Source organism: Variovorax sp. V15 (assembly GCF_041154425.1).
Taxonomy (GTDB): Bacteria; Pseudomonadota; Gammaproteobacteria; order Burkholderiales; family Burkholderiaceae_C; genus Variovorax; species Variovorax guangxiensis.
On the sequence record NZ_AP028660.1, the window covers coordinates 333015 to 357169 of the forward strand.

The window sequence follows — 24155 nt, forward strand, 5'->3', positions numbered from 1 at the left end:
GGACACGGCCGGCCGGCATCGGCAGAGCGTTCGCACTCTGCGCCATCGATCAGAACGAGGAGACTCCCTTGGAACTTGCCAAATCATTGACTCTCCGGCTCGCCTTGGCGGCGGCCGTGACGCTGGCCGTGACTGCATGCGGAGGAGGAAGCGGAGGCGGGGGAGGGGTGCCGCTCACGGCACTTCCCGTGTCGCCGACAGCACCGAGCAACCCGACCGAGCCCGCGGGAGAAACACCGGTCCAGCCCACGGACCCGGTGGCCGAAGCCCCCGACGACAGCTTCGACACCTACTACAACGTCTGCAGGGGAACGAATCCCAAGTGCTACAACGACTGGGGCGCCTTTGCTTCGACGCCGGACCGGGTGCTGGTCTATTCGCGCACCGCGGGGCCGCGTCATGCCGTGCTGGGCACGCCGATGGGCGCTGGCCTGAACCCGGTGATGAACCCGGACAACGTGATGCAGGCCGGCTTGGTGCGCATGCTGTCGGCCGAAGGCATCACGGTCGACTGGACCGAAGACGTGGCGGTCCTCAGCAGCCGCATCAACAACTACAAGGCGATCATCTTCGCGAGCTCGAACCGCGACACGCTGTGGAACGGTGCGGTCAGCACGAGCCAGGACGCCGCGCGCACCGCACTGCGCAACTACATGCGCCGCGGCGGCGGCTTCGTCGGCCTGCACAACGCGTTCGGTGCGGAATACAACTGGCCCTACTACGAAGGTCTGCTCGGCAACGCGAACTTCTACAACCACGGGCCGAACCGTGCCGGCGATGTCGAGATCGTCTCGGACGACCCGTCGACGAAGGATGTGCCCAAGCGCTTTTCCTTCCAGGACGAGTGGTACAACCTCATGCCCTTCCCCACGAAGGTGAAGTTCCTGGCCAAGGTCGACACCTCGACGCTGAAGCCGCTGACCGCGGCGCCGCATCCGGGCCATGCGGACTTCCATCCGGTCGCCTGGTGCCAGTACTACGACGGTGGTCGCGCATGGCTCACGACCCTCGGGCACAACGCCCACTCGTTCACTGCGGACCTGTCGGGCGTGGGGGCCATCGAGTTCCAGAAGCTCGTGGTCCAGGGCGTCAAGTCGGCCATGGGCCTCACGCCCTTCTGCACCGAATAACGATCGAGCAATTGGCTGCCAGGCCAGCTTCGCGCACCGCGCCCTGCCTGCGGTGCGTGCGGCCTCGCGCACATCCGTTTCCCAACTTCACCAGGTAGAGACATCCATGAAACAAAGATCATTGGTCACGCTGCTGGTTTCCTGCGGCGTGCTCGCATCCCCCTTGTTGCTCGGCGCGTGTGGCGGTTCGAGCGGCGGCGGCGCGCCGGTGCTGCCCATCAGCCCAGCCCCCGCGCCACCGCCAGCATCGAGCGCGCCGCCACCGGCATCGCCGCCGGCGGCCGCCGCGCCCGCGGCCAGCCTGTCCGAGTGCTGCACGGCCGGCGACAAGGACTTCCCCAAGGTGGGCGGCAACCTGGGCAACCAGAACTACTCCAGCCTGCGCAAGATCAACAAGGGCCTCGTCGGCCAGCTGGGCGGCGCCTGGGTCAACCAGATCGAGGGCGGCATGACCACCGGCACCAACCAGAGCACGACGGTGGCGGTCGACGGCGTGCTCTACATCGAGTCCGCGCTGGGCAACGTGATCGCGGTGGACGGCAAGACCGGCCTCACGAAGTGGAAATGGACCACGCCCTACGGGGCCATCACCCGCCGCGGGGTGGCGGTCGCGAAGGACCTGGGCCTGGTGTTCACCGTCGCCACCGGCAACCGCCTGGTAGCACTCAGGACGGACACGGGCGCCATCGCTTGGATCAAGCAGTACCCGAGCAGCAGCACCGACCCCGACTACCAGGGCGCGCTGCAGAAAGTGGCGCTCGTCTATCACGACAAGCGGCTCTATCTCGGCACCAACGACGGCAATCGCGGTGCGGCGTTCTCTGCCGATGCGTTGACGGGCAAGGTGCTGACCTCGTTCTGGGGCGTGCCGCGCGCAGGCGAGATCGGCTACGACACCTGGGGCGGCGCCGCCGAGTCGGAACGTACCGGTGCGACCCCGTGGATCCATCCCGCGGTGGATCCCGAACTGGGCCTGGTCTACTGGACCTTCGGCAACGTGCGCGGCGGTTCGTCGCAGAACGGCTCCACGCGCCCGGGCCTGAATCTGTTTGCCAATTCGATCGTTGCGCTGGACATCAAGACCGGCGAGTACAAGTGGCACTTCCAGTCCGTGCACCACGACATCTGGGACATGGACAACGTGATGTCTCCCGTGCTCGCCGACGTCAAGATCGACGGGAAAGACCGCAAGGTCGTGATCTACGGCAGCAAGACGGGCATGTACTACATCCTCGACCGCAAGGATGGCAGCGCGCCGCTGGGCATCGACGAGGTGCCGGTGAAGCAGGACGCCCGCCAGGCCAGCTGGCCGACCCAGCCCTTCCCGCGCCAGGGCGCCTGGACCGAGACCTGCATCGTGGACCAGCCGCTGGGCACGACGATCCCCGGCGATCCCAACCGCGCGGTCCCGAACTACGTGAAGGGCTGCCTCTACGACGCGCACTGGGACGTGCCGATCCTCTCCATTCCGGGACACGGCGGCGGCGCCAACTGGAACCACCAGTCCTTCAGCCAGCGCACGGGCCTGGTCTACACGGGCATGGGGTACGTGTCGGCGGCGCACTCGCTCACCGAATCGAGCAACGGCCTGCGCCCGCCGGGCACCTACATGACCGGTGCGGTCGTGGCGGTCGATCCGAGCACCAACCTCGTGAAGTGGAAGAAGCAGATGCCGTATTCGCTGGCGCACGGCAACGGCATCCTGAGCACGGCCTCCGACTTGCTGTTCATCGGACAGCCCGACGGCAACCTGCTGGCCCTGGATGCGCAGGACGGCAGCGAACTGTGGCGCTTCCAGACCGGCGCGGCGATCAGTGCCAGTCCGGTCTCCTACGAGATCGATGGCGAGCAGTACATCGCGGTGTTCTCGGGCGGCACGGGCATTCCGTACGGCGATTCGGCACCGCGCGGCGATCGCCTGTGGGCCTTCAAGGTCGGCGGCTCCGTCGCGCCCGCGCCCACGCCGGTGCCGCCGGTCGTGCGCCGGCCGGTGTCGGGCTCGGCGGTGGAAGGCGCGACATTGCCGACCCCGAACACGGTGTTCCTGGCGCGCGTGCAGACCGCCGCGAACGAGCCGGGCACCACCGAATCGACGGCCGTGAATGCCATGACGCCGACCTTCATGCGCGTGCCGGCGAACACCACCGTGACCTTCACCAATCCGGGGACCAATGCGAACACGCACTGCGCCACGCAGTTCTTCGAAGGTCGGTTCGACTTCAGGCTGGCTCCGGGCCAGTCCGCGACCCACACCTTTGACATGCCGGGCGAATACTTCTACAACGACTGCCATAGCCCGCGCCCGACGGGCAAGATCGTCGTGTACTGATTCCGTTTCCCAACCCCCAACCATGAAGGAGCAATGCGATGAAATGGTGCAAGCCTGAGTTCGAAGAACTGCGTTTCGGCTTCGAGATCACGATGTACATCTCCGCGCGCTGAGCGCGGCCCCGACGGCACCGGCTTCGCGCCGGTGCCGTCTTTTTCTTGTGCCCATGAAGATTCTGGTTCTTGGTTCGGGAGCGGGCGGTGGCTTCCCTCAATGGAATTGCAACTGCCGCCTGTGCGCCGGCCAGCGAACCGGGCGGATCCGGGCCCTTGCTCGCACGCAGAGTTCGATTGCCGTGTCGGCCGATGGCGAACGCTGGGTGCTGCTGAACGCCTCGCCCGATATCGGCGCACAGCTGCGCGCGTCGCCGGCGCTGTGGCCTCGCCATGGCCTGCGCGACTCCGCGATCGAGGCCGTGGTGCTGATGGATTCGCAGATCGACCATGTCGCGGGGCTTCTGAGCCTGCGCGAGGGATCGCGGCTGCAGCTCTACTGCACGCCTGAATCGCATGAAGACCTCACCGGCAGCCTGCCGTTGTTGAAGGCGCTCGAAAGCTACAGCGGTGTGCGCTGGCACCCGATGCCGCTCGAGCCCGGCGGCGGTGCGTGGCACGAGGTCGCCGGCCTGCGCCTGCAGGCGGTGCCGGTTCCCGGCAAGGCGCCCCCTTACTCGCCGCGCCGGCAGGCCGAGGCGCGAAGCGACAACGCGGCCGTGACGATCGAAGACCCGGCCAGCGGCAGGCGCCTGTTCTATGCACCAGGCCTCGCACGCGTGGGCGAGGCCGAGCGCCGGAGCCTCGACGGCTGCGACACCGTGCTGGTCGACGGCACCTTCTGGAGCGAGGACGAGATGGTCGCGGCGGGCCTCGGCAAGAAGCACGCCGCCGACATGGGCCACCTGCCGCAGTGCGACGGACCGCACGGCCCGGGCATGCTGAGGGCGCTGGACGCCTGCGCCGCGCGCAGGAAAGTGCTCATCCACATCAACAACAGCAACCCGATCCTCGACGAAGACGGGCCGGAACGCGCCGAGCTCGTGCGCCGTGGGATCGAGGTGGCCTTCGACGGCATGGAACTGGAGATCTGACGCGTGACGCACCAGCAACAACAACAGCAGCAGATGCAGATGCAGATGCAGATGCAACAGGAGCCCTGGCCGCCGCAGGTCTTCGAGTCGCAGCTGCGCGCGATGGAGTCGCGCTACCACAGCCATCATCCGTTCAACCGGCGGCTCAACGCCGGCGAACTGCACCCCTTCCAGGTCCGGGGCTGGGTGGCGAACCGGTTCTACTACCAGTGCCGCATTCCCGTGAAGGACGCGGCGATCCTCTCCAACTGCGACGATCGCGCGACGCGCAGGCGCTGGGTGGTGAGGATGCTCGACCACGACGGGCACGGCGACCACGAAGGCGCCCATGCCGGTGGCATCGAGATATGGACCCGCCTGGGCCTCGCGACCGGCCTGCGCCGCGATGTGCTGGAGTCGCACGCGCTCGTGCTGCCGGGCGTGCGCTTCGCCGTGGATGCGTACGTCAACTTCGCGCGCACGGCACCCTGGCAGGAGGCCGTGATCTCCTCGCTGACGGAGATGTTCGCGCCGCGCATCCACAAGGACCGGCTCGCGGGCTGGCCCACGCACTATCCGTGGATCGACATCTCGGGCCTGGACTATTTCCGCAGCCGCATCCCGCTGGCCGACCGCGATGTCGAGCACGGCCTGGAGGTGGCGATGCAGTGGTGCACCACGCGCGAACGACAGGCCCGTGCCCTGCAGATCCTGGGCTTCAAGCTCGACATCCTCTGGGCCATGCTCGACGCGATCGAGAAGGCCTATCCCGACGACCTTGCGAAAGAGCACCAGCCATGAGCGCATGGACCGACAGCGCGCAGCCGGCACTCGGCACGATGTACAGGATGCAATGGGAAGAGGCGCAGCAGTGCCATGTGCTGCTGTTCCCCGAGGGCATGATCAGGCTGAACCAGCCGGCGGCGGAGATCCTGAAGCGCTGCGACGGCAAGACCTCGGTCGCGGCGCTCGTGGCCGACCTGGAAAGCACCTTCGGCGAACCCGATCTGCGTACCGACGTGCTCGAGTTCCTGGAGCAGGCCCGTGGACGCCACTGGATCCGCTGAGCGTGCCCGTGCGGCCGCTGTGAAACCGCCGCTGTGGCTGCTCGCGGAGCTGACCTATCGCTGTCCGCTGCACTGCGCCTTCTGTTCGAACCCCGTGGACTACACGCGCTACGGCAACGAACTCGACACGGGTGAATGGATCCGCGTATTCCGCGAGGCGCGCGCCATGGGGGCCGTCCAGCTGGGGTTCTCGGGTGGCGAGCCGCTGGTGCGCGAGGACCTCGAGGAGCTCGTCGCAGCCGCGCACGAGCTCGGCTTCTACACCAACCTGATCACCTCGGGCGTGGGCCTCGTGCCGCAGCGCGCCCAGGCGCTGAAGAAGGCCGGCCTCGATCACATCCAGCTGTCGTTCCAGGATTCCAGCCGCGAGCTGAACGACTTCCTGAGCTCCACGCGCACCTTCGACCTGAAGCAGCGCGTGGCCCGCACGATCAAGGACCTGGGCTATCCGATGGTGCTGAACTGCGTGATGCACCGCTACAACCTGCCGCATGTCGGTCGCATCATCGAGATGGCCGAGTCCATGGCGGCGGATTTCCTGGAGCTCGCCAACGTGCAGTACTACGGCTGGGCATGGCGCAACCGCGAGATGCTGATGCCTTCGCGCTCGGCGCTGGCGAGCGCCGAAGCGGTGGTCGAGGCGCACCGGCCGCGCCTGGAGGGACGCATGAAGATCCTCTGGGTGGTGCCCGACTATGCCGAGGGAAAGCCCAAACCCTGCATGGCCGGCTGGGGCAGCGTGTTCCTGGTGGTAGCGCCCGACGGCGTGGCCCTTCCATGCCACAGTGCGCGGATGCTGCCCGGGCTGGAGTTCCCCAACATTCGCGAGCAGGCCATTCGCAGCATCTGGCACGACAGTCCGGCCTTCGGTGCCTACCGCGGCACTGGCTGGATGAGCAGCACCTGCGCAAGCTGCGACGACCGGGACAAGGACCATGGCGGCTGCCGCTGCCAGGCCTTTCTGCTGACCGGCGATGCGGCCGCCACCGACCCGGTCTGCCCGAAGAGTCCGCGCCACGCGCAGGTCGAGGCCATGGTCGCGGCCGCGGTGGACGTGCGCGACGATGGCGGCACGCCGCTTCGCTTCGTGCCGGGCGCCAGGCGGTCGGGCGAACTGGTCTTTCGCACGGACGCCAATGCGCGGGCGCAGGACTGAGCGGACCCGCGTGTGACGCAGGGTTCTCGTCCAATCGTTCACCGGCTGCCGCTGGACGACGGACATGTCATGCATGTCGAGGAGCATGGCGATCCGGCGGGCCTGCCGGCGCTCGTGCTCCACGGCGGACCGGGCTCGGGCGGCTCGCCGGTGTTGCGGCGCGACTTCGATGCGCGGCGCTACCGCATCATCTGTCCCGACCAGCGAGGATCGGGTCGCAGCACGCCGGCAGGCGCGATCACGGCCAACACGCTCGCCGATCTGCTTGACGACCTGCGGCGCCTGCGCGATCACCTGCGCATCGAGCGCTGGCTCGTGGTGGGCGGCTCCTGGGGCGCCACGCTCGCATTGGCCCATGCGCTGGACCAGCCCGGCGTCGTGGCGGGCCTGCTGCTGAGGAACGTGTTCCTGGCGCGCGGCGGCGACATCCACGGTTTCTTCGCGCAGGCGGTACGCCACGGTGACCCCGAATGGCGCGCGTTGTGGAACGAGGCGTGGCAGCGGCAATGCCCGATCACCGAGGTGATCGCGCAGGTCCTCGCGCACGGAACGCCGCAGCGCCAGTGCCGGATCGCCGCGCTCTGGTTCGGGTGGGAACAACGCATGGCCACGGGAAGGCCCGCGCCGCAGCCCGACGACGCGACGCTGCAGCGGCTGGTGGCGCGCTACCGCGTGCAGGCTCACTACCTGAGGCACGGGTGCTGGCTGCGCGCGCCCGCGCTCCTGGAGCGCTGCGTCGCATTGCCCACGGTCCCCACGCTGATCGTGCATGGCACGCAGGACCGCCTGTGCCCGCCGCAGGGCGCCCGGGCGCTGGCGCATGCGTTGCAGGGGCGCGCCATCCTGCGGTGGGCGGCGGGCGCCGGCCACGACCCCACGGACCCGGCCATTGCCGCAGCCATGCGGCGGGCGTTGCACGACTATGCGGTCACGCAGGCCTTCAGCGGCGCCGCAGAACCCACGCCCGGCCTGCGGATCAGCGCAGGCGCTGGCTGAGCGGATCGCCGACCAGGACCAGCTGGCCGTCCTTGCGGTGCGCCCACAGCCGTTCGTTGCCGTTGCCATCGTCTGCAACGAAGAGCACCGAGTTGCCCAGGCGGCGGAAACCCTGCGGCATGGAATGTCGCGCGCCCGGCGCGATGTCTGCCACGGCGCGGGTGCCCGCTGGCGTACCGTCGCTGGTCCACGGCTCGACGCCGCTGGCGCTGCCGCCGTTGGCGGAGAACCAGAGGCGGGAGCCGACGACCGAGAAGCGCGCGGGCGATCCGTTCTGCGCGCCCGGCGCGATGTCCTTGACCAGGACGGTCCCTGCGGCCGTCCCGTCGCTGCGCCAGAGTTCCGCGCCCGAGGCGCCGTCGGTCGCGGCGAAATAGAGCCGGCCGCCCATGGCCGTGATCGGGCTGGAAATGGCGCCGGACGGCCCCGGGCGGATGTCCTTCACCAGTGTGGTCCCGCCCTCGGTGCCGTCGCTCTTCCAGAGCTCGAGGCCGTGCACCCCGTCGTCGGCGGCGAAGTACAGGGTGCGGCCGAGGGCCGTCAGGTGCATCGGGCGGGAGGGCCCGGGACCGGGCCGCAGGTCTTTCACCATGCGGGTGCCGCGTGCCGTGCCGTCGGTCTTCCACAGCTCGATCCCGTGCAGGCCGTCGTGGGCGGTGAAATAGAGTTCGTCGCCCACCGCCGTCAGGTTCTGGATGCCCGCGTCCTCGGGGCCGGGGCGGATGTCCTTCACCAGGCGCGTGCTCTCGGGGGTGCCTTCGCTGACCCAGAGTTCGTGACCGTGCTCGCGCGTGGTCGCGGTGAAGAACAGGCGCTGCCCGGCCACCGTGAGCTGGCGTGCCAGCGCGCGCGGGCCAGCGTCGATCGAGGACACGCGCACCGTGGTGGACGCGGTGCCCAACGTCTTCCACAACTGGAATCCCGAACGCCCGTCGTTGGCCACGAAGTACAGCGCATCGCGAAACACCGTCAGCTCGCTCGGCAGCGCGCTTTCCTCGCCCGGCTGGAGGTCGATCACCAGGGCGGTGCCCGCGGCGGTGCCGTCGGTACGCCAGAGCTCGATCCCGTGCACGCCATCGGTGGCGGCGGTGTAGACATGGCCCTTGAACGCCGTCTGACCGGCGGGGAAGGCGCCCCGGAAGCCCGGGCGGATGTCCTTGAGCATCGCGGTGCCCGCGCGGCTGCCGTCCGTGACCCACAGCTCCTGCCCGCTTTCGGCATGGAAGGCGCTGAAGATCATTTTGCCGCCCAGCGGCGTCAGGCCCGTGGGCGAAACGAAAGCCAGCGGCTGGCGCTGCTCGGGCAGCACCTCGCGCTCGGGATCCTGCGCGGCCGCGGGCAACTGCGTCATGAACGCGAGCATGCACAGCAAGATGCGGCCGCGCCGCAGCAGGCCGGAAAAAGCGCAGATCGCCACCGCCTAGCCTCCGAACCATCGCGCGGGCGCGATGACCAGCTGCGGGAATGCGACCATCGCGAACAGGATCGCGAACTCGGCAATCATGAAGGGCACCACGCCGCGCGTGACGTCGTCCATCGAGATCTTGCCGACGCCGGCCACCACGTTCAGCACCGTGCCCACTGGCGGGGTGACCAGTCCGATCGAGTTGTTGATGATGAAAAGCACCCCGAAGTACACCGGATCGATCCCCGCGGCCTTGACGATCGGCATCAGCACCGGCGTGAGGATCAGGATGGTCGGCGTCATGTCCATCGCCGTGCCCACGACCATGACGAGCACCATGATCGCCGCCATCAGCAGGACCGGATTGCCCATGAAGGGCTGCAGCAGGCCCACGACCTTCGACGGCAGGTCGGCCACCGTGATGAGCCAGGCGCTCACCATGGCCGCGGCGATCAGGAACATCACGATGGCGCTGGTCTTGGCCGCGCTCACGAAGATGCCGTAGAGATCCTTCCACGTGATTTCCCGGTACACCACCGCCGACACGAACAGCGCGTAGACGGCAGCCACCACGGCCGCTTCGGTCGGCGTGAACACGCCCATGCGCAGGCCCACGAGGATGATCACGGGCAGCATGAGCGCCCACAGCGCCTTGCGGAAGGCCGAAACGATCTCGGCCGAGGATTTGCGCGGCGGCGGCACGATCTTCTCGCGCCGCACCAGCCATGCCCAGGTGATCCACAGGGCACCCCCGATGAGCAGGCCGGGCACGATCGCCGCGAGGAACAGCTTGGAGATCGACACGTTGGCCGCCACGCCGAAGATCACGAGGCCGATGCTCGGGGGGATCACCGGGCCGATCACGCCGGTGGCCGCGATGAGGCCGCCCGCGCGTGCCTTGTCGTGCCCCGCGCTTACCATCATCGGCAGCAGCAGCGCGGTCAGCGCGGCGGCGTCGGCCACGGCCGAGCCGGAGAGCGCCGACAGCAGGCAGCCGGCCATGATGGTCACGTAGCCCAGGCCCCCCTTCACATGGCCCACCAGCGCGAGCGCGAAGTCGACGATGCGCTTGGACAGGCCGCCGACGTTCATGATCTCGCCGGCGAGCATGAAGAAGGGCACGGCCAGCAATGGGAAGCTGTCGGCGCCGCCGATCACGTTCTGCGCAAGGATCTGCGCATCGAACAGGTCGAGGTGCCACATCAGCGCCACGCCGCTGGCGAGCAGCGAGAACGCGATGGGAATGCCCATCGCCATGGCCAGCAGCAGGGTGCCCACGAAGACGAGGATGGTCATCGGCGCGCTCCCTGCGCCTCGTCCTTCGCGCCGAGGATCTGCTGCAGCTGCACGGCTTCCTCCGACTCCTGGACCATCACGAGGTCGCTCTCGGCGATGCGCCCGGTGAGCAGGCGCAGCAGGTCGAGCGCCAGGATCAGGCCGGCGAGTATCGAGAAGACCACGCCCGAGGCATAGACGATGGCCATCGACGCGCCGGTGACGGGCGCGGTCACGTCCCAGTTGATGCGCGCCTGCGCGACGCTGCCCTGGAACAGCAGCCAGACGATGTAGAGCATGACGACATGTCCGACGGCCAGGCAGACCTTCTTGCCCAGGGGCGGCAACTTCTGCACCACCATGTCCACGCCCAGGTGCCCGTGCTCCTTCAGGGCCACCACGGCGCCCAGGAAGGTCATCCAGATGAAGAGCCAGCGAGACACCTCTTCGGACACGGTGATGCCTGAGTTGAAGCCGTAGCGCAGCACGACGTTGCCGAAGACGAGCACGACCATCACCGCGAGCGCGGCCGCGATCAGCGCCTCGATGCCGCGGCAGCACCGCTCGATCCAGCGGCTCATGCGGCGGCCCGCGCTTCGGTCTGCCTGTGCATCTCCACCAGCGCGCGCAGGGCGGCCAGGTACGACTGGGGCCCCAGGCCCTGGATGGTGCCCTTGACCGCCGGCGAGATGATCGAGTGGGCGCGCCAGGTTTCGCGCGCGGCGATGTTGGACATGTGCACCTCGATGGTCGGGAAGGGCATGGCCTTGATCGCGTCGTGCAGCGGCACGCCGTGCTGCGTGAGCCCGGCGGGATTGACCAGCGCGCCCTGCGCGTCGTCGATGTGCGCGTGAAGGAAGTCGATCAGGTCGCCTTCATGGTTCGACTGGAGGGTCTCCAGCGTCACGCCGAGTTCGCCAGCCAGCGCCTGCAGCCGCGCATCGATCTCGGCGAGCGTGGTCTTGCCATAGATGTGGGGTTCGCGGCGTCCGAACAGGTTCAGGTTGGGGCCGTGGAGGACGAGGATCTTCATGGAGGTGGGGCGTGCAGCAGTCATTGTTTGCGGATGCGGGCGAGCTCGTCGTTGTAGAGCTTGACGATGGCGGGGTCGTACTGGGCCGCGAACTTGTCGATCGCCGGCTTGGCGATCTCGCGCATGCGCACCTGCTCGGCCGCGCTCACCTCGTTGAACTGGGCGCCCTTGGCCTGCAACTCGCCCACGGCCTTCTGGGCCGCCGCCCGGCTGACCTGGCGCTGGTAGCCGCGCGCCTCGTCGGCGGCCTCGTGCATCATCTTCTGCTCGGCGGGGGACAGCGAGTCCCAGAACTTCTTGCTGACCAGCACGATGTTGGCGGCATACACGTGATTCGTCGCGCTGACGAACTTCTGTACCTCGAAGAACTTGTTCGACAGGATCACCGAATACGGATTCTCCTGCCCGTCGACCGCCTTGGCTTCGAGCGCGCCGTAGAGTTCCGCGAACGGCATCGGCACGGGGTTGGCCTTGAAGGCCTTGAAGGTCTCCAGGAACACGGGGTTGGGAATGACGCGGATCTTCAGGCCTTCGAGGTCCTCGGGCCTGCCGATGGGACGCTTGCTGTTGGTGACGTTGCGAAACCCCAGGTCCCAGTAGCCGAGGGCCACGAGGCCTTTGTCGGGCAGCTTGGCGATGAGGGCCTGGCCCAGTGGACCGTCGAGCAGGGCGTCGGCCTGGGCGAAGCTGCTCACGGAGAAGGGGAAGTCGACCAGACCGAACTCCTTGACGATGCCCGCGAGCGACGTGGTGGCCGGCGCCGACATCTGCTGGACGCCGCCTTGCAGCGCGGACTGCTGCTGCATCTCGTTGCCGAGCTGGGAGGCCGGGAACTCCTGCACCTTCATCTTGCCGCCGCTCTTGGCCGCGAGCAGTTCGGCGAAGCGCTTCACGCCGAAGCTCACCGGATGGTCCGCATTGTTGAGATGGCCGAAGCGGATCACCCGTTCCTGTTGGGCCCAGCTCGGGGCGACAAGGCCGATGCACAGGCCGGCTGCGGCAAGCGTACGAAGAAGTTTCACGGAAGGTCTCCAAAAGGAAGGCAGAAAGGACGGATTGCGGCGATTCTGGGTTTTCCGGAAAATCTTTCCATTATGGAAATCCCTTCCCGCGATCTGATAGAGTGATGCCGTCGAGACAGGCGGCTGGCCGCGATTGAACCGGGAGACATCAGATGAGCGAGATGCTGGGACGCAGCTTCAAAGTGTTGGAATATCTGGCGGAACACCCGCAGGGTGTTGCGCTGTCCACCGTGGCCAGTGAATTGAAGATCCCCCTGAGCGCATCGCACCGACTGCTCACGGAGCTGATTCGGTGTGGCTACGTACGACAGAACCTGATCGACGGCCACTATGTGCTGACCATCAAGCTCGTTTCCGTCGGCCTGTCGTTCCTGAGCAATTCGGGCATCGTGGACGTGGCCCAGCCGCTGCTGGACCAGCTCGCCGCCGCCTCGGGCGAACTGGTGCGCCTGGCGGTGGTCGACGGCGAAGACCTGACTTTCGTGGCCAAGGCGCAAGGGGCCACGCACGGGCTGCGCTATGACCCGGACATGGGCCTGTCGGTGATGCTGTCGTGCAGCGCCGCGGGGCATGCCTGGCTCTCGACGATGAGCGAGGACGATGCGATGGCCCTGGTGGCCAAGAAGGGGCTGGGCAAGCCGGAGGACTTCGGCCCGAAGGCGCCCACCACGCTCAAGGCCGTGATGGCCTACGTGAAGGCGGCCCGCCAGCGCGGCTTCAGCATGATCAACGAGGTCTTCGCGCCGGGAATGACCGCCATGGCCGCCCCGGTCTTCTCCGTCCACGGCGCGGTGATCGGCGTGGTCACCATCGCGGGGCCGGCCGTCAGGCTGACGCCGCAGCGGATGGAGGCGCTGGGGCCGGCGCTGCTCGGCACGGCCGAGGAAGTCGCACGCGCCAGTGGCGCCTCGGCGCTGTTCAAGAAGAGAGCCTGACCAACCCCAACGAGGAGACAACCGCCATGAAGAAGGATCCGATTCGCAAGCTGTTCCTGGCCGCGGTGGCCGCCACGGCTGTCCTTGCCGCGCCAGGTGCGCTCGCACAGGTCAAGGAGCGCACGCTCAAGTTCGCGTTCCAGAACCAGACCGGCCATCCGCAGGCACAGGGCGCGCAGAAGTTCGCCGATCTGGTGGCCGCCAAGTCGGGCGGCAAGATCGCCGTCAAGCTGTTCGCGGGGGGCGTGCTCGGCGGCGACCTGCAGACCGTGTCGGCGCTGCAGGGCGGCACGGTCGAACTCACGGTGCTGAACGCGGGCATCCTCTCGGCGCAGGTGAAGGAGTTCGCGGCCTACGACTTCCCGTTCCTGTTCAACAGCGGCAAGGAAGCCGATGCGGTCACCGATGGCCCCTTCGGCCAGAAGCTGATGGCCAAGCTGGAGGACAAGGGCCTGCATGGCCTGGGCTATTGGGACCTGGGGTTTCGCAACGTCACCAACAGCAAGCGGCCGATCACCAAGGCGGACGACATCGCGGGCCTGAAGATCCGCGTGATCCAGTCGCCGATCTACATCGACATGTTCGCTGCACTGGGCGCCAACGCCACGCCGCTGCCGTTCCCGGAGCTGTATTCCGCGCTTGAGCAGAAGGCGGTCGACGGCCAGGAGAATCCGAACACCACCATCCTGTCGTCCAAGTTCGCCGAGGTGCAAAAGCACATCACCCAGACCCGGCACATCTACAACCCGCAGGCGCTGCTGGTCAGCAAGAAAACATGGGATGGCATGAGCGCCGAGGAGAAGAAGATCCTTGCCGAAGCCTCGGCCGAGGCGACGCTGTTCCAGCGCCAGGCCTCGCGTGGCGCGGCCGACAGCGCGCTCGATGCGTTGAAGACGGCAGGCATGACCGTGTCGGAATTGCCGCCCGAGGAGATGGCCAGGCTGCGCGCCAAGGTCAAGCCGGTGATCGACAAGTACTCGGCGTCCGTGGGCGAGGCCACCGTCAAGGAGTTGATGGCGGAAATCGCGAAGGTGCGCAAGTAGCCGGCGCGACAGCCGATGCGTGATTTCAGTTCATCTTGCTTCCTGCGATTGCTTCATCTGCAGGTGGGCGTGGATGGAGCCGGTCGCCTCTCGCCGTCAAGGCCCGCGCGCGCCGGCGTTGCGCTCGCGGCCTCTTGATCGGCCGGTTGCTCAGGACCGAATGCTGCTGCATGAACTCCAGCAAGTCTTCGCCGATCCACTTGGAATCCTCGATCTGCAGCTTGTCGTATGGCGTGCCCTTCCTGCGCAGCAGCAGCTTCATCCTGGAGGTCAGGGAGGGGACATCCTTGGCCAGATCAGTGCTTTGAGTACGCGGCTCCTGAGGTCGGGGGGGCGACGCAGCCGTGATGGGCTGGTACCACTTGACCACCTCACACGGGGGGCAGTTGCTAGCGCAACATGCGCTCGAGGGCATACCTGCACGTTGCTTGGATCTGTTCCGCAGGCAGATTGCGATCCACAGGAATGAGCGCGGCTGCGCGAACCAGGTCATTGACCTCGTCGAATGTCTGCACGCTGAGCCTTTGCACATCATCGGCCAACTTTTGTCCGAGCGCGGGTGCGACACGTGCATGCCAGTGCGCATTGAAGTCATCCAGCAGCGCGCCGAAGAGCTCGATCGTGTCGTAGATGTACAGAATATCTTGGGCTTTTTTGCTTGGGGGGCGATGATGCTGGATCAGGAACTTCTGAACCATGAAGCACAGCGGATTGGCCACCTGAACATCCATGCGCCCTGGCAGGGGAACGCCTTCCTGCTGTCCCAAGCCAATGACCCAGGGATCGAGCAACAGAATGTCGAGGTGTCGGATCTTCTGAGCGGAAATGCCTGCCTTCGTCATCGTCGCGTCGGCTTCCCCGCTTCGTTTGTAGCCGCTTCCTGCGAGAGGCGTGAGGAACTCGGCATAGAAGCCGCGCGCCTCGTCGCCAAGCGTGTAGTGCGCCGCCGGAGGTCGATGATCGCCGCTCAACTCCTCCTGGAATCCGTGCTGCATCAGCGCTTGCTTGATATCGCCCTCGATGGGCTCCTTGTTGGCAAAGGCGAGGTCCGTGTCGCGAGTGAACACGGGTTGATGATCCGGCTGGTTGGCCCTGGGGTCCAGCCTGTGCAGGCGATGGCCCCATCCTCCGATGAAGATCAATTGTTGGCGCCAGGGCGCCAGTGCTTGGATCAGCCTTGCAAAAGCTTCCAGGTCATTCATCTGCTTCATGCGTCGACCATCGGCAAGAGAAATTTCTCGTAGATCAGGGTGGCTTGTTCAGCGCCCCGTGTCGGATGGTTCATGACGTCCAGCCATATCTGGATGACGTCAGTCACCATGACTCCGTCCTGATCGATGGCGCCTCTGAACGTCGACTGCGGAAAAGGCGCTTGCCGCAAGATCAGGTCCGGGCGCTCGGTTGGATAGGCCATCACCCCTGGCCAGCCCGATGAGCCCACTTGGGGCAACTTGTGGACATAGATATACGCAGGCACGCCGCTGACGTGCCCGATATCCAGTGCATCGGCAGCGGCGAAAAGCCCCAGACAAGCGTCTTCCCGATGCTTGCCCAGCAGTTCTCGGATTTGCTGTGGGACAGGGGCCCGCAGAAGAAAGCGGCATGGCATTTCCGGACATGCGCGCATCGTGGCGGCGCCCCAGCGGCGAAACAGCTCTTCGCGGCGGACGAGTTTCAGGTAGGAAGACGAACCGCTCAGGTATCCCTCGCTGCGCAGTTGCTGCAGGAATCGGGAGGCACTCATGGCGGACACCTGCGCGGCTTCAGCCAGGTCGGAGCCGTTTCGGAGTTTCTTGCGCGGAGCGCTCATCAGACCGGCGGGCAGTTCTGATGCCAAGAGAAGTTTCAACATCCACTGGTTGAGGTCCGAGAACAGATTGATGGTCTGCGGCGGATGATTGGTGACGGAACGCCTGGGTTCTTCCGGCAATCGGTTCAACTCTTGGAGCGCTGCGTCACTGAAATAGCGTTCGCCGTGTCCCGAGATAAGGCCGATGGGGACACCTTTCGCGAATCTCTGGGCAAAGGAGTCCACATGTCTCACCAGGGACGGGGGCGCATCTGGCACATGGATGATCGCGAGGGGGAGGGCATTGCCAGACTGCTCTGCCGCGGCCCGGGCTTGAAGAATCGCCATCGAGAGCAGCGGTAGCACGCGGTCCGGACGGTTTTCGGAAAGCGCTTTGACCTCGACGGCGAACCGGTGCACGCCACGCTGGATGATCAAGTCTGCGTTGGACGGGGCGTCAGGCGGCACCTCCACGGACCAATCGTTGGACCGGAACAAGTCGGCAACGTACTGCTCGGCAAGAGCCACTCGCTTGTTCGGTGGAATGGAGGCGGGCATCAGGCGAAGAGAAGGAGTGCAAATCTAACACGGCCATTTTATATAACACGGCCATGGTGTCAACCACGGCCATGGTAAAGGCTTCGAAAGGTGCCCAAGTCCTGACGCGTCAGGGTCAGGGCTGCATCGCTCGGAGTCCAGTCGCTCTTCGTATTCCCTCGGGGCACTGCCTCGCTGCCGTATATATACGGCAGCGAGGCTGCCATGAATCCGTGGAGGTGTCAAGGCCAATCCAATGCTAAGCCGTTGAATTTAAAGGGTTTTTGCCTGTATTGAAGTTTGAGGTGTGATATGTTGGGCGGCATATATGCCGCCCAACTTGGCATTTTTGTGATGGTTTCCCGCATAGAAATCGCCAAGCCAGACATCGTGAAGAGTTTTGCGCAGGGGCCACGCGTGCTTCGCGCTCAGGCGGTCGGTGAGATCTTCAACAGAAACCGTGCGTTTTGGCGGCTCGCCCGGAGCATGTCCCTGGACGCGTTTCTCCGATTCCTGACGGAGCAAACGCAGCTGCGCGAAGTGCGATTTGGCTTTCCGAACCGGGCAATCTCTGGCTACACCTGGGGCGAGGTTCCCGTGCTCGAGACCCTGCTCGGACTGGTCGAGCGCAGCTACTACAGCCACTCCACTGCTGTGCGCATTCATGGGCTCACCGAGCAGATCCCCAAGACCGTCTACCTCACTCGTGAACGAGCCGAGCCCAAGAACGACGGGGCTGCGCAGCCAGGGCCGTACGATCAGGACGCCATCGATCGAGCATTTGCCCAGCCTCCGCGGGTTTCGCAAAACGAGATTGAGCTCAAAGCGCAGGAAATGCGTCTGGTGTTCCTTGAAGGTGCTTCTCAGCAAGAACTGGGGATCGTGTCGGGCGCCGTCTCCTGGGGCGCGGCGCAGCCCCTTTGTCTGCGCTATTCCACGCTGGAGCGGACCTTGATCGACATCGTGGTGCGGCCGTTCTATGCGGGTGGTGTCAGCGAGGTCGCCAAGGCCTTCGAGAGCGCCCGGGGCAGCTTGTCGGTCGACGCGATGGCGGCCATGCTCAAGCGGCTTTCACTGGGCTACCCCTATCACCAGGCCATCGGTTACTACCTGGAGCGGGCAGGGTACAAGTCAACGCTCGTCAACCTGTTCGCGCACTTGCCGATGGAGCGGGACTTCTATCTGGCCCATCGAATGGGACGTACTTCGTACGTTCCACGTTGGCGTCTGCACGTTCCAGAGGGCTTCTAGTCGATGCGACGGCGCCGCGACATCGAAGTCGTCCATCCGGGGCCGGTGTCGTACCTCCCGGCGGTTTTCCGCTGAGGGAACCGCTCAGACGCTGCCAGTCCTTCCGACGCAGAGGAGGGCGGCAAGGTGACAACCAGATCGATATCACGGTGCGGTGAGGCTTGCAGCGTGTCGACCGGCTGCCTCGGCCACCTTGTGGTTTCGCCGTCGGCTTCGGGACGCGCCCCTCCAGCAGATGTTGCTCAAGCTTCGTCAGCGCTTGCAGCAACTGCGCCTGTGTCGGCGGAGCTCGGGAGCGCTATCGATTCCAACCGGGGTGGTCTGCTGCGATGCGATGCTGAGGACGCTGCGCTCGAGGGCTTCCAGAGTCGGCCCTGGTGACGTGCCGCTGCCTATGCGCGGTACGTTGAGGGCGCTCGCCGCGCAGCGGTAATTGGAATCGCACGCGGGGAACTCCATGGCCCCGGTGGAGTTCGGGGGGAGGGCTTGCCTGTGAGCCCTGAGGCTACCCCCTCGTTCTCGCGTTCAAGGCCCTGCGCGCGCACCGTGGGTGCGTGCTCGGCGCGTGCCGCGCGCCTGCGGCGGTCCTGAGCGCTGCGCTGCGACGGGGTGGCGGGGTCTCGCAGGCAATCCCGCCTGTGTCACCCACAGGAGTTCGTCATGAACGCTTCCTCTTTCTCTTCCTTCTCCTCTTCTTCCATGCCTTCCGTTTTCACGGCGCGCGAGCTCCAGGTGCTCGATGCGCTGCGTCCGTTCCTCGGCGCCGATACCGAGGGGCTGTACGCGGCGCAGGGCCGCTCGCTGCACCGGCTGGTGTGCTTCGCGCGAGACTCGTCGCTGCCGGGATGCGCGCAGCTGCTGTGCGGGCTGCGCCTGGCGCGGGAGCTGCTGGCCGAGGAACTGCGCCCCGGCGAGGCGTTCCGGTCGCTGTACGCGGTTTCCGACTACCTCAAGCTGCACTTCGCGGGGCAGGCGCACGAGAGCTTCGCGGTGCTGTTCCTCGATGCGCGCCATACGCTGCTGGCGTTCGAGGACCTGTTTCGCGGGACCGTGACGCAGACCGAGGTCTATCCGCGCGAATTGCTCAAGCGCGCGCTCCACCACAACGCCTCGGCCGTGATCCTCGCGCACAACCATCCGTCGGGCGCGGTAGAGCCGTCGCAGGAGGACCTGGCCGTGACGCAGGCGCTGAAGTCGGCGCTCGCGCTGATCGACGTGCGGGTGCTCGACCACATCGTGGTGGGCGCGAACCGGGTGGCCTCGATGGCCGAGCGCGGCCTGCTCTGAGGCGGCCGCGGGGGCGCTTGGGCGCCCCTGAAGCGATCCGGTCCGGGCGGCTCATGCGCTGCATATGTCCGTCCTGCGCTGTGAGGATGCGGAGAGATGGAAGCCGAGAGATGGAAGCGGGGGAAGGAGCAGGAAGGGGAGAGCGGTCTTGCTGTGGCCTTCAGCGTTGCACGGCGTTCTCGCCGTCAAGGGCTGCGCGCCGCGCTGCGGCGCTGGCGGCCTGGCGGCCGTCGTCGACCCCTGACTGCTGCGCTGCGCCGTGCGGGTTCCGGCCGCGGGCAATTTCGCCCGGACAACCGGAGATCGTCATGGACGAGAAATCACACGTTTCGCTGGAACAGCACCTCTGCCTGGTATGCGGCCTGAACTTCGATACCGGCGGCATCCTGCTCGACAGGCGCCTGCGCCAGAGCATGCAGCGTCACACGGTGACGGGCTGGGGCCTGTGCGGCGAGCATCGCCGGCTCTTTGACGCGGGCTTCGTCGCACTTATCGAATGCGACCCCGAGCGCAGCGGTGTGCCGGCGGACCAGGACCACATGCGGCCCGAACAGGCTTGGCGCACGGGGCGGCTGGCGCACCTGAAGCGCGAAGCCCTCGCCAGGGTGACCCACGTTGCGCTGGCGGCCGACGTGCCCTGCGTCTTCGTGGAGCCGGGCGTGATCGAGCAGCTGCAGGCGATGGTCGGGCCCGAGGAGGACTGAGGATCCGTTGAGGTCCTCGGTGCGCCGTTTCGCGACTGCGAAGCGGCGCACTTTCTTTCCTGCCTGCCGTGTCTCGTTCCGGCGGCGCATGGCGGGACGTCGACTCCGGGGCGACGGGCGCGGTTGTCCGCTACGACCTGCTGAAGTCCCGGCATGCGCGCGCGTGCGTCAGCCGGCGCATCGAGGCGCTCGATGCGTATGGCGTGTGGTCTCGTTGGCCGTGGCCGTGGCTGTGGCTGTGGCTGTGGCTGTGGCTGTGGCGAATGGCCGCTGTCGGTGGTCGGTCTGCGGTCGTTCCGCCTCTGGATCGACGCATGGCGCGGGTCGCTCTCTGCTCCAGGGTGAAGGCGCCGCCCCCGTCCTCGCCCGGTCCTCGCGACGCTCGGCTGCGGCCTGCGGGCGGGCCCCGGACCGTCTCGCTGGCCCCTTGCCGGCTTTGCGTCGAGGCGGCTCCGACAGCAGATTCCTTCCACCATCGCGGCATGCGCCGCAGAAAGGCTTCGCCATGGCCACGTCTTCTCGCACTTCTCGCTCTTCTCGTTGCGCCGTGCCCGCTCCGGCCGTGGTGCAGGATCCGAAGACCTTGGGCGTTCCCCCCGTGCCCCCCGAGGACTCTCCCACGGCAGGTGAATCGAATGAGGGGTGCGCCTGGCGGCGTTCGGGCAAGCGCGTGGGCATGGATATGGATGTCCGGCGCGTGATCACGGACCGGATCATGGCGATGCTGGCGCAGGGCGAACACGTGTGTCGTGCGCGCTGGGTCCAGGCTGCGACGCGCGGGGCGCCGCGCAATGCTGGCACCGGGTGGTCCTACCGGGGCGTGAATGCGCTGCTGCTGTGGGACGCGGCGATCGTGCAGGGTTACGAGGTGCCGCTGTGGCTGACCTACAGGCAGGCCAAGGCTCTGGGCGCCCAGGTGCGCAAGAGCGAGCGCGGCGTGCTGTGCGCGCAGTTCGAGCGGACGGGGGGGCGCGGCGATGGAGACTCGCACACCGAGTTACAGGACGGGCTCCTGCAATGCCGGCCATTCTGGTTGTTCAATGTCGCGCAGGTTGACGGGCTGCCGGCGAAGCGCCTCGATCCGCCGGCAGCCGCTGCCGCAGGCCCCTCGGCCGCCGGGCAGAGCGCGATGGAAAGGGTATTGCGTCTGGTCGGTGGCTGCAACGCAACGATTCGCCATGGGTTCGATCGCGCAGCGTATGTGCCGGAGTTCGACGAGATCCGATTGCCGTGGCCGAGGCGATTCGCGAGCGGAGAGAACTATGGGGCGACGCTGTTGCACGAGCTGGTGCACTGGAGCGGACATCCGCGGCGGTTGCATCGCGAGTTCAGCGCGCGCTTCGGGGACGCCGCCGGCGCGTTCGAGGCGCTCGTGGCCGAACTCGGTGCGGTCTTGCTGATGGGGCATTGCGCGCTTGTTGGTGCCGTCGTCGAAGGCCATGCGGACCATCTCGCGGACTGGTTGGAGGTGCTGCGCCATGACCGCAGTGCGATCTTCACGGCCATGCGCTTTGCCGGCGAGGCCTTCGATTTCATCATGGAGCGGGAGATGCCGGTGCTCGCGCCACTCTCGTGACACGATCGCCTTCAGGCGACCGAGCTTGCCGATCTTCAGCCGATGGATCCTGCGCCCAAGGCGCTCAGGATCTTGGTGACTTCGTTCGGCGATGCTCGAGCTTCCTTATCGTCCTGTGCGACGGCGCGAGGACATCGGGCATCTCGCTGGATGCCGCGCGGGCGCAGGCCGCCGGCCGCTTCGCTCCGTGCTGGACCTCCAGCCCGGAGGCCGGCCGTCACGCGCGTCCATGGCGCGCGTGCGTCGCGAACCTTCGGCTCTGGCCGAGACGGCTACCGATCGCCGGGCGGCGCGCCAGTCTTGCGCGTGTGCGATTTCTCGCACGACCGGTGCGAGAAATGCCGGCGCGTTGCAGGCCGGATGGAATCGGCGTCTGCGCGCTGGCCCGCCGTCGACAAGCCGCCGCCACGGGCTACGGGGTGCGAGGCGGTCCGGGTTGGCGGCGGGCTCAGCGACACCGACGGCCCGGCGTGTGCGAACGAGCGATCCCCGGGGCGCGCCGAAGCTGAGAAAGCGGGGAAGGCGGCAGCAGGGAGAAAGAAGAAAGAGGCCGTGATGTGAGTGAGTGGCTGGCTAGCTGGCTCCTTCAGCGTGGCACACCGTTCTCGCCGTCAAGGTCTGCGCGCGCCGCTGGCGCGCTCGCGGCCTCTCGGCCGTCTTCGAACCTTGACTGCTGCGCTGCGGCGTGCCGGTGACGGTGCCGGGCCATCCCGCCCGCAACCGTTCAAGGAGAACGCCATGGCTGCTTCCAGTTTTCCCTTTCTCACCGATGCACAGTTCGACCAGCTGCTGGCCAACGGCCGGCAGTCACAGGTGCGGTGGGACTTCGATCCGTTGCCCGTGGTCAAGCTGTTCACGCCCGATGCCGGTGCCACCTGGCTGCTGGGCGGGATCGATCCCGATGCACCCGACATCGCCTTCGGCCTGTGCGACCTCGGGATGGGCTTTCCGGAGCTGGGCTGCGTGAGCCTCGCCGAGCTGTCCCAACTGCGCGGGATGCTGAATCTGCCGATCGAGCAGGACCTGCATTTCCGCGCCGACCGGCGCCTGAGCGTCTATGCGAGGGAGGCCCGCAGCGCGGGGCGGATCCAGGTCTGAAAGGGCTGCCGCTCGTTGAGCTTGGCCGCCAGCACGACTGGCGGTCACTTGGCGCGTGCGCAGGTGCGTTACTCGCGCTGTCTGGGCAAAGGCGTCGCAACCCGTCGCTTTGTGGTTGCCATTCAATCGAATGAGAGTGTTCTCATTCATTCTGCATAGACGGGGGCCTCTTCATGGTCGTAAGCGCACGGGTTCGGACTCCGGAGGTCAAGGAGCGGGCCACCGAGAGACTCGACAACATCGGCCTGAGCGTCTCCGATGTGATGAGGATCGTTCCGACGCGCGTGGCCAAGGAGGGCGCGCTGCCGGCAGGCTTGACTGTGGATGTCGCTGCGCGCGATGCCTGGTCCCGGGCCAAGGTGCAGGAGGCTCTGGACGATCCGCCCCGGGCGTACCTCATGAAGAAGTCGAGTCGTATTTCGCCGGGCGCCGCGCCGCGCCGCGGCGCGTGAGGCCGTGGAGTGGTCGCCGTTGGCGACGGAGGATCGGAGCGCATTCTCGATTTCATCGAGAAAGGCAATCCCCACGCCGCGATCTCGGTGGATGATCGCGCCGCCCGCGCAAATGCTGGTGCTGCTGCGGTTCCCGGAAGGGACGTCCGGGGTTCGGCAGTTCAGCCCGAGCGATTTGAGGCTGCTGAACATCTCTGTGGTTGCAGGCCGAAGGTCCGTCTGTTAGACTGATTAACGAAAACCTTAACGGATACTGCAATATGTCCTTGAGAGCTTCAGATATCGTTCCCATCAGTGAAGCGCGCGCCCGGCTGACGGAACTGGCTGAAGACGTGGTCGGCAACGGCTCGGAAAAAGTGCTGACCAAGAACGGCGCGAGCTATGTTGCGCTGGTCGATGCACGCAGGCTGGACTATTACCATGCCCTTGAGTCGGAACACGCCAATCTTGTGTTGGCCGAAGACGCCATCGCGGGCTTGCAGCAAGCCTCGGCGGGGCAGTTTGTGTCTGACGAGGACCTGGACCGGGCGCTCGGCATTCCACCGGCACCGTGAGCATTCCCGTCAACGCAAAGGTTCGAGCGGTTCCGAACTTTCTGACTTGTTTGCAAGCTGCGCGCGACTTCATGGAGAAGCAGGACGCTGCTTCTGCGTCGTTGCGCTTCAAGAAGTTGCAGGCCGAAGTGGTCAAGGCGCGGGCACTCCTGTCGTTCGCCCCCACAAGCGGACGACCTGCCCGGTTTCTTGACGCCAAGTCGGACTGGGGGCAGTTTCAAGCTCAACAGGCAAGGCAAAGTGCACGAGCCCTGGGGCTGCCTGAGTTGCGGGAATTGGTGCTAGCTCGTCACGTGGTGCTCTATGCGCATTCCGAGCGCGAGGTCGTATTGCTTTCAATGCGGCATGAGCGACAACTCGGTTACGGATTGCCCAGGCCATCCAACTGACCCGGGGTGGGACAGCTGCCCCCTGAGAGCAGTGGGTTCTTGCAGAGCTTGTAGCTATCCG

Annotated in this window: 26 protein-coding genes; 18 read left to right on the forward strand and 8 right to left on the reverse strand. The window is 66.5% G+C overall.

The window, feature by feature from the left end; genetic code table 11:
- Window positions 1-68: 68 nt before the first annotated feature.
- The 8 genes from ACAM57_RS33925 to ACAM57_RS33960 all read left to right on the forward strand — a co-directional run bounded on the left by ACAM57_RS33925 (window position 69) and on the right by ACAM57_RS33960 (window position 7744).
- Complete coding sequence (locus tag ACAM57_RS33925; protein ID WP_369662581.1) at window positions 69-1130, forward strand: ThuA domain-containing protein; 1062 nt, start codon at window positions 69-71, stop codon at window positions 1128-1130.
- 106 nt (window positions 1131-1236) lie between these two features.
- Complete coding sequence (locus tag ACAM57_RS33930; RefSeq protein ID WP_369662582.1) at window positions 1237-3459, forward strand: PQQ-binding-like beta-propeller repeat protein; 2223 nt, start codon at window positions 1237-1239, stop codon at window positions 3457-3459.
- A 38-nt stretch (window positions 3460-3497) separates the two neighbouring features.
- A complete protein-coding gene (gene pqqA / locus ACAM57_RS33935) occupies window positions 3498-3572 on the forward strand; it encodes a pyrroloquinoline quinone precursor peptide PqqA (RefSeq protein ID WP_080898329.1) in 75 nt (24 codons plus the stop codon).
- Window positions 3573-3625: 53 nt separating this feature from the next.
- Window positions 3626-4546: a pyrroloquinoline quinone biosynthesis protein PqqB gene (gene pqqB, locus ACAM57_RS33940; protein WP_369662583.1), complete on the forward strand. Its 921-nt coding sequence runs from the start codon at window positions 3626-3628 to the stop codon at window positions 4544-4546.
- Window positions 4547-4579: 33 nt separating this feature from the next.
- Window positions 4580-5326, forward strand: a complete 747-nt coding sequence (gene pqqC, locus ACAM57_RS33945) for a pyrroloquinoline-quinone synthase PqqC (RefSeq protein WP_369662913.1) — start codon at window positions 4580-4582, stop codon at window positions 5324-5326.
- Window positions 5323-5592, forward strand: coding sequence for a pyrroloquinoline quinone biosynthesis peptide chaperone PqqD (gene pqqD, locus ACAM57_RS33950; protein ID WP_369662584.1), 270 nt, complete (start codon window positions 5323-5325; stop codon window positions 5590-5592). The genes pqqC and pqqD overlap by 4 nt, the downstream gene beginning before the upstream one ends.
- Window positions 5570-6748 (forward strand): pyrroloquinoline quinone biosynthesis protein PqqE, encoded by a 1179-nt coding sequence (gene pqqE, locus ACAM57_RS33955; protein ID WP_369662585.1) that lies wholly within the window; start codon window positions 5570-5572, stop codon window positions 6746-6748. The genes pqqD and pqqE overlap by 23 nt, the downstream gene beginning before the upstream one ends.
- Window positions 6749-6817: 69 nt before the next feature.
- Complete coding sequence (locus tag ACAM57_RS33960; RefSeq protein ID WP_369662586.1) at window positions 6818-7744, forward strand: alpha/beta fold hydrolase; 927 nt, start codon at window positions 6818-6820, stop codon at window positions 7742-7744.
- Here ACAM57_RS33960 and ACAM57_RS33965 read toward each other — a convergent pair.
- The 5 genes from ACAM57_RS33965 to ACAM57_RS33985 form a co-directional block, all read right to left on the reverse strand.
- Complete coding sequence (locus tag ACAM57_RS33965) at window positions 7725-9095, reverse strand: ELWxxDGT repeat protein (RefSeq protein WP_369662587.1); 1371 nt, start codon at window positions 9093-9095, stop codon at window positions 7725-7727. The two genes, ACAM57_RS33960 and ACAM57_RS33965, sit on opposite strands and share 20 nt — an antisense overlap.
- A 69-nt stretch (window positions 9096-9164) precedes the next feature.
- Window positions 9165-10445, reverse strand: coding sequence for a TRAP transporter large permease (locus tag ACAM57_RS33970; RefSeq protein ID WP_369662588.1), 1281 nt, complete (start codon window positions 10443-10445; stop codon window positions 9165-9167).
- Window positions 10442-11005, reverse strand: a complete 564-nt coding sequence (locus tag ACAM57_RS33975; RefSeq protein ID WP_369662589.1) for a TRAP transporter small permease — start codon at window positions 11003-11005, stop codon at window positions 10442-10444. Before ACAM57_RS33975 ends, ACAM57_RS33970 begins: the two co-directional genes overlap by 4 nt.
- Window positions 11002-11457, reverse strand: a complete 456-nt coding sequence (locus ACAM57_RS33980; RefSeq protein ID WP_184642287.1) for a type II 3-dehydroquinate dehydratase — start codon at window positions 11455-11457, stop codon at window positions 11002-11004. The genes ACAM57_RS33975 and ACAM57_RS33980 overlap by 4 nt, the downstream gene beginning before the upstream one ends.
- 20 nt (window positions 11458-11477) lie before the next feature.
- On the reverse strand, window positions 11478-12479 hold the full coding sequence (locus tag ACAM57_RS33985; RefSeq protein WP_369662590.1) for a TRAP transporter substrate-binding protein: 1002 nt from the start codon (window positions 12477-12479) through the stop codon (window positions 11478-11480).
- Between the two features lie 152 nt (window positions 12480-12631).
- Between ACAM57_RS33985 and ACAM57_RS33990 the strand changes: the two genes are divergently transcribed.
- Together ACAM57_RS33990 and ACAM57_RS33995 are read left to right on the forward strand one after the other, a co-directional pair.
- Window positions 12632-13414 (forward strand): IclR family transcriptional regulator, encoded by a 783-nt coding sequence (locus ACAM57_RS33990; RefSeq protein WP_184642289.1) that lies wholly within the window; start codon window positions 12632-12634, stop codon window positions 13412-13414.
- Between the two features lie 26 nt (window positions 13415-13440).
- Window positions 13441-14457, forward strand: a complete 1017-nt coding sequence (locus tag ACAM57_RS33995; RefSeq protein WP_369662591.1) for a TRAP transporter substrate-binding protein — start codon at window positions 13441-13443, stop codon at window positions 14455-14457.
- Between the two features lie 25 nt (window positions 14458-14482).
- Here the strand turns inward: ACAM57_RS33995 and ACAM57_RS34000 are convergent, their stop codons facing one another.
- The 3 genes from ACAM57_RS34000 to ACAM57_RS34010 all read right to left on the reverse strand — a co-directional run bounded on the left by ACAM57_RS34000 (window position 14483) and on the right by ACAM57_RS34010 (window position 16804).
- The gene (locus tag ACAM57_RS34000) at window positions 14483-14719 is read right to left on the reverse strand and encodes a hypothetical protein (RefSeq protein ID WP_369662592.1); all 237 of its coding nucleotides are present in this window, start codon (window positions 14717-14719) and stop codon (window positions 14483-14485) included.
- Window positions 14720-14846: 127 nt separating this feature from the next.
- On the reverse strand, window positions 14847-15668 hold the full coding sequence (locus tag ACAM57_RS34005; protein WP_369662593.1) for a GSU2403 family nucleotidyltransferase fold protein: 822 nt from the start codon (window positions 15666-15668) through the stop codon (window positions 14847-14849).
- Window positions 15665-16804 (reverse strand): hypothetical protein, encoded by a 1140-nt coding sequence (locus ACAM57_RS34010; RefSeq protein WP_369662594.1) that lies wholly within the window; start codon window positions 16802-16804, stop codon window positions 15665-15667. Before ACAM57_RS34010 ends, ACAM57_RS34005 begins: the two co-directional genes overlap by 4 nt.
- A 291-nt stretch (window positions 16805-17095) precedes the next feature.
- Here ACAM57_RS34010 and ACAM57_RS34015 point away from each other — a divergent pair, with 291 nt between their 5' ends.
- From ACAM57_RS34015 to ACAM57_RS34050, 8 genes are all read left to right on the forward strand, one after another.
- Window positions 17096-18034 (forward strand): hypothetical protein, encoded by a 939-nt coding sequence (locus tag ACAM57_RS34015; protein WP_369662595.1) that lies wholly within the window; start codon window positions 17096-17098, stop codon window positions 18032-18034.
- A 660-nt stretch (window positions 18035-18694) separates the two neighbouring features.
- The gene (radC, locus tag ACAM57_RS34020) at window positions 18695-19321 is read left to right on the forward strand and encodes a DNA repair protein RadC (protein WP_369662596.1); all 627 of its coding nucleotides are present in this window, start codon (window positions 18695-18697) and stop codon (window positions 19319-19321) included.
- Window positions 19322-19629: 308 nt separating this feature from the next.
- Complete coding sequence (locus ACAM57_RS34025) at window positions 19630-20025, forward strand: ATPase (protein WP_369662597.1); 396 nt, start codon at window positions 19630-19632, stop codon at window positions 20023-20025.
- 676 nt (window positions 20026-20701) lie between these two features.
- Window positions 20702-21601, forward strand: coding sequence for an ArdC family protein (locus tag ACAM57_RS34030; protein WP_369662598.1), 900 nt, complete (start codon window positions 20702-20704; stop codon window positions 21599-21601).
- Window positions 21602-22339: 738 nt separating this feature from the next.
- Window positions 22340-22699: a DUF2958 domain-containing protein gene (locus ACAM57_RS34035; RefSeq protein WP_369662599.1), complete on the forward strand. Its 360-nt coding sequence runs from the start codon at window positions 22340-22342 to the stop codon at window positions 22697-22699.
- 173 nt (window positions 22700-22872) lie between these two features.
- On the forward strand, window positions 22873-23151 hold the full coding sequence (locus ACAM57_RS34040) for a type II toxin-antitoxin system RelB/DinJ family antitoxin (protein WP_369662600.1): 279 nt from the start codon (window positions 22873-22875) through the stop codon (window positions 23149-23151).
- 260 nt (window positions 23152-23411) lie between these two features.
- Complete coding sequence (locus ACAM57_RS34045; RefSeq protein ID WP_369662601.1) at window positions 23412-23705, forward strand: type II toxin-antitoxin system Phd/YefM family antitoxin; 294 nt, start codon at window positions 23412-23414, stop codon at window positions 23703-23705.
- Window positions 23702-24094, forward strand: a complete 393-nt coding sequence (locus ACAM57_RS34050; RefSeq protein WP_369662602.1) for a hypothetical protein — start codon at window positions 23702-23704, stop codon at window positions 24092-24094. Before ACAM57_RS34045 ends, ACAM57_RS34050 begins: the two co-directional genes overlap by 4 nt.
- The last annotated feature ends 61 nt before the right edge of the window (window positions 24095-24155 follow it).

Bases quoted from the DNA above. Each gene is read 5' to 3' on its own strand.
- ACAM57_RS33970 (WP_369662588.1), bottom strand. From the start codon at position 10,445: ATGACCATCCTCGTCTTCGTGGGCACCCTGCTGCTGGCCATGGCGATG.
- ACAM57_RS34015 (WP_369662595.1), top strand. From the start codon at position 17,096: ATGTTGGGCGGCATATATGCCGCCCAACTTGGCATTTTTGTGATGGTT.
- ACAM57_RS33995 (WP_369662591.1), top strand. From the start codon at position 13,441: ATGAAGAAGGATCCGATTCGCAAGCTGTTCCTGGCCGCGGTGGCCGCC.
- ACAM57_RS33980 (WP_184642287.1), bottom strand. From the start codon at position 11,457: ATGAAGATCCTCGTCCTCCACGGCCCCAACCTGAACCTGTTCGGACGC.
- ACAM57_RS34000 (WP_369662592.1), bottom strand. From the start codon at position 14,719: ATGAAGCTGCTGCTGCGCAGGAAGGGCACGCCATACGACAAGCTGCAG.
- pqqD (WP_369662584.1), top strand. From the start codon at position 5,323: ATGAGCGCATGGACCGACAGCGCGCAGCCGGCACTCGGCACGATGTAC.
- pqqC (WP_369662913.1), top strand. From the start codon at position 4,580: ATGCAGATGCAGATGCAGATGCAACAGGAGCCCTGGCCGCCGCAGGTC.
- ACAM57_RS34025 (WP_369662597.1), top strand. From the start codon at position 19,630: ATGGACGAGAAATCACACGTTTCGCTGGAACAGCACCTCTGCCTGGTA.
- ACAM57_RS34035 (WP_369662599.1), top strand. From the start codon at position 22,340: ATGGCTGCTTCCAGTTTTCCCTTTCTCACCGATGCACAGTTCGACCAG.
- pqqB (WP_369662583.1), top strand. From the start codon at position 3,626: ATGAAGATTCTGGTTCTTGGTTCGGGAGCGGGCGGTGGCTTCCCTCAA.
- ACAM57_RS33975 (WP_369662589.1), bottom strand. From the start codon at position 11,005: ATGAGCCGCTGGATCGAGCGGTGCTGCCGCGGCATCGAGGCGCTGATC.
- ACAM57_RS33960 (WP_369662586.1), top strand. From the start codon at position 6,818: ATGCATGTCGAGGAGCATGGCGATCCGGCGGGCCTGCCGGCGCTCGTG.
- radC (WP_369662596.1), top strand. From the start codon at position 18,695: ATGAACGCTTCCTCTTTCTCTTCCTTCTCCTCTTCTTCCATGCCTTCC.
- ACAM57_RS33990 (WP_184642289.1), top strand. From the start codon at position 12,632: ATGAGCGAGATGCTGGGACGCAGCTTCAAAGTGTTGGAATATCTGGCG.
- ACAM57_RS33930 (WP_369662582.1), top strand. From the start codon at position 1,237: ATGAAACAAAGATCATTGGTCACGCTGCTGGTTTCCTGCGGCGTGCTC.
- ACAM57_RS34045 (WP_369662601.1), top strand. From the start codon at position 23,412: ATGTCCTTGAGAGCTTCAGATATCGTTCCCATCAGTGAAGCGCGCGCC.
- ACAM57_RS34005 (WP_369662593.1), bottom strand. From the start codon at position 15,668: ATGAAGCAGATGAATGACCTGGAAGCTTTTGCAAGGCTGATCCAAGCA.
- ACAM57_RS34010 (WP_369662594.1), bottom strand. From the start codon at position 16,804: ATGCCCGCCTCCATTCCACCGAACAAGCGAGTGGCTCTTGCCGAGCAG.
- ACAM57_RS34040 (WP_369662600.1), top strand. From the start codon at position 22,873: ATGGTCGTAAGCGCACGGGTTCGGACTCCGGAGGTCAAGGAGCGGGCC.
- ACAM57_RS33965 (WP_369662587.1), bottom strand. From the start codon at position 9,095: ATGACGCAGTTGCCCGCGGCCGCGCAGGATCCCGAGCGCGAGGTGCTG.
- ACAM57_RS34030 (WP_369662598.1), top strand. From the start codon at position 20,702: ATGGATATGGATGTCCGGCGCGTGATCACGGACCGGATCATGGCGATG.